The organism is Arthrobacter sp. Hiyo1 (assembly GCF_001263615.2).
Lineage (GTDB): Bacteria > Actinomycetota > Actinomycetes > Actinomycetales > Micrococcaceae > Arthrobacter.
Map to the genome: position 1 here is coordinate 123,980 of NZ_DF952476.1, position 3,817 is coordinate 127,796.

General features: G+C 63.3%; 2 protein-coding genes and 2 pseudogenes. All 4 read left to right on the top strand.

All coding sequences use genetic code 11. The annotated features are described in order from the left end of the window. On the top strand, positions 1 to 606 hold a 606-nt coding region (locus tag AHiyo1_RS21010; RefSeq protein ID WP_059389884.1), incomplete at its 5' end, for an oxygenase MpaB family protein. A 6-nt stretch (positions 607 to 612) separates the two neighbouring features. After that, the gene (locus tag AHiyo1_RS21015) at positions 613 to 1,494 is read left to right on the top strand and encodes a DUF817 domain-containing protein (protein WP_059389885.1); all 882 of its coding nucleotides are present in this window, start codon (positions 613 to 615) and stop codon (positions 1,492 to 1,494) included. A 141-nt stretch (positions 1,495 to 1,635) separates the two neighbouring features. Next, positions 1,636 to 3,497 (top strand): annotated as a pseudogene (gene dnaK, locus AHiyo1_RS21020) (molecular chaperone DnaK). A gap of 2 nt (positions 3,498 to 3,499) precedes the next feature. Continuing rightward, positions 3,500 to 3,817 (top strand): annotated as a pseudogene (locus AHiyo1_RS21025) (nucleotide exchange factor GrpE); the annotation flags it as partial.

Sequence of the window (3,817 nt, forward strand, 5' to 3'; positions counted from 1 at the left end):
ACGGAAGAGCAACTGGCCGCCGTGCGCCGGGCCGTGAATCGTGCCCACGCTCCGGTTCGCCGGGCCGCGGACGATTCCACCGCGGGGTACAACGCCTTCGACGCGCAATCCCAGCTCTGGGTGGTTGCGACCCTCTACGACACCGCCGTCACCGTTTACGAAAAGGTCCATGGAGCCCTCGACGACGACACGGCCGATCGTATCTACCGCGAGTATGCGCGGATCGGGACAGCATTGCAGCTGCCCGCCGAGCTCTGGCCTGCCGACCGCCCGGCCTTCGCGCGCTATTGGGACGAATCCTTACGGAACCTCGAGCCGGATGCAGCCGCTTTGAGGGTGGCACACGAACTCCTGCACCCCGTGAGCGGGCCGTTCTTGATGCGCTTGAGCATGCCGTTGGTCCGGCTGGTGACTGCGGGCTTGCTGCCGGAGCATCTTCGCGCGGGATTCGGGCTTCCGTGGAAGGCCCGCCATCAACGCAGCTTCGATGGCACCATCCGGCTCTTGGCGGCGGCTTATCCAAGGCTGCCGGAAAAAATCAGGCATTGGCCGAAAAACTACTATCTTGGCCGGCTCGGACCGGGCGAGCCGGGCCCTGGCAAGTAGGCGCCCATGCGTGAGCTCACCGCGGTGGAGGAACTTATCGACGGGAGCGCGAGCCGATTCCTGGGAAGTGCCCCGGCCCAAGGACTGCGATCAAGGCTCACCGAGTTCACGGTCTTCGGCCTCAAACAGGCGTGGGCGTGCGTCTTCGGCGCCTCGCTCCTTGCCGTCATTTTCGCAGCTCACCTCTGGTATCCGGCCAACGCCGGCCTCGCGCGGAACGATTTCCTGACGATCGCCGCCGTCGTGATCCAAATCCTCATGGTGGCCACGAGGCTGGAAACCTTGCGCGAGCTCAGGGTGATCGTGCTCTTCCACTTGGTGGGAACGGCCATGGAGTTGTTCAAGACCGACGTCGGCTCGTGGTCCTATGAAGCCGAAGGTGTCCTGCGGGTCGGCGCCGTTCCGCTCTTCAGCGGCTTCATGTACGCAGCGGTCGGCTCGTACATGGTGCGGGTTTACCGGGTTTTCGATCTGCGCTTCGCGAGGTATCCGCGGCGTTGGATCACTGCGGTCCTGGCTGCGGGCATCTATGTGAACTTCTTTTCGCACCACTTCATCGTTGATGCGCGCTGGGTCCTGCTGGCCGCCGTCGTCGTGATCTTTGGCCGGTGCGTCATGCACTTCCGGGTGTTCCGGCGTCGATTCCGGATGCCGCTGGTCGTCTCGTTCCTGCTGGTGGCGCTCTTTATCTGGATTGCCGAGAACATCGCCACCTGGTCGCACGCCTGGTTGTATCCGAGCCAACTGGACGGCTGGCACTTGGTGTCCCCGGACAAGCTTGTCTCGTGGTTCCTCCTGATGATCATCTCCGTGGTGCTGGTGGCGTGGGTGTACAAGCCGATGCCGCCTGACGCTGCACGCGTTCTCCCACGGCGAAATCGCGCGTAAATCCCCGAGTTTCCGCGGTCTTTTGGCATCCGGTGAGCAGAGTTGAGCGTACTCGACTCAACTTTGGATTGACATTGAATGAGGCCTGAGTACAGTTGAGTGCAGAACGCTCAACCCGGTTTCATTGAAAGGAAGCAACATATGTCACGCGCTGTAGGTATCGACCTCGGAACCACTAACTCCGTCGTCTCTGTTCTCGAAGGTGGCGAGCCCACCGTCATCGCCAACGCCGAAGGTGGCCGCACCACGCCGTCGGTCGTTGCATTCTCCAAGTCCGGCGAAGTCCTGGTTGGCGAAATCGCCAAGCGCCAGGCCGTCAACAACATCGACCGCACCATCGCTTCCGTGAAGCGCCACATGGGCACCGATTGGTCCGTCGCCATTGACGACAAGAAGTACACGCCGCAGGAAATCTCCGCGCGTATCCTCATGAAGCTGAAGAACGACGCCGAGAGCTACCTCGGCGAAAAGGTCACCGACGCTGTCATCACCGTCCCGGCCTACTTCAACGACGCCGAGCGCCAGGCCACCAAGGAAGCCGGCGAAATCGCCGGCATGAACGTCCTCCGCATTGTCAACGAGCCCACCGCCGCGGCACTTGCCTACGGCCTGGACAAGGGCAAGGAAGACGAACTCATCCTGGTCTTCGACCTCGGCGGCGGAACGTTCGACGTCTCCCTGCTGGAAGTCGGCAAGGACGAAGACGGCTTCTCCACCATCCAGGTCCGCGCCACGGCCGGTGACAACCGCCTCGGCGGCGACGACTGGGACCAGCGCGTTGTTGACTACCTGCTGAACCAGCTCAAGATCAAGGGCATCGACCTTTCCAAGGACAAGATCGCCCTCCAGCGTCTGCGCGAGGCTTCGGAACAGGCCAAGAAGGAACTCTCTTCCTCCACCAGCACCAACGTCTCCCTCCAGTACCTGTCCGTCACCCCCGACGCCCGGTCCACCTGGACGAGCAGCTGACCCGCGCCAAGTTCCAGGACCTCACCAAGGACCTGCTCGAGCGCACCAAGAAGCCGTTCCACGACGTCATCGCCGAGACCGGCATCAAGCTCTCCGAAATCGACCACATCGTGCTCGTGGGCGGTTCCACCCGTATGCCCGCCGTCTACGATCTCGTCAAGGAACTCGCCGGCGGCAAGGAGCCCAACAAGGGCGTCAACCCGGACGAAGTTGTTGCCGTTGGCGCAGCCCTCCAAGCCGGTGTGCTGAAGGGCGAGCGCAAGGACGTCCTCCTGATCGACGTCACCCCCCTCTCCCTCGGTATCGAAACCAAGGGCGGCGTCATGACGCACCTGATCGAGCGCAACACGGCCATCCCCACCAAGCGTTCCGAGACCTTCACCACCGCTGACGACAACCAGCCGTCCGTGGCCATCCAGGTCTTCCAGGGCGAGCGTGAATTCACCCGCGACAACAAGCCGCTGGGCACGTTCGAACTGACCGGCATCGCTCCGGCACCGCGCGGCGTCCCCCAGGTCGAGGTCACCTTCGACATCGACGCCAACGGCATCGTCCACGTCTCCGCCAAGGACAAGGGCACCGGCAAGGAGCAGTCGATGACCATCACCGGCGGCACCGCGCTCTCCAAGGAAGACATCGACCGCATGGTCCGTGAAGCCGAGGAACACGCAGCCGAGGACAAGGCCCGCCGCGAAGCTACCGACACCCGCAACACTGCCGAGCAGCTCGCCTACTCCGTAGACAAGCTCATCGCCGAAAACGACGAGAAGCTGCCGGAAGAGGTCAAGACCGAGGTCAAGGCCGACGTCGACGCCCTCAAGAAGGCCCTCGAAGGCACCGACGACGCAGCAGTGAAGACTGCTTTCGAGAAGCTGCAGCACTCGCAGTCGAAGCTGGGCGAAGCGATCTACTCGCAGGCCGGTTCCCCGGATGGCGCAAGCAGCGCCGCAGGTGCTGAAGGCGCCCACGCCGGCGCCACGGCAGACGAGGACATCGTCGACGCCGAGATCATCGACGAAGACGAAAAGAAGTAAGCATGCCTCACCACGGCAACGACGCAGAGCACTCACCTTCCAACAACGAGGGCAACGAGCAGCACAAGCCGGTCATTCGGGACAACCGCAAGGTTGACCCCGAGACCGGGGCCGCTCGCCACACCCAAGGATCGGCAGCTGAATCCAACGCCGCTGCCGAGGGCGACGCCCTGTCCCAGGCTGAGGAAATCCTCAACGGCATGGAGGTCCCGGCTGAAGAGTCGGTAGCCCCCGGCGCCGCTGCGGAAGCAGAGGCCGCGGAACTCCGCAACGACCTCTTGCGCCTGCAGGCCGAGTACGTCAACTACCGCAAGCGCGTC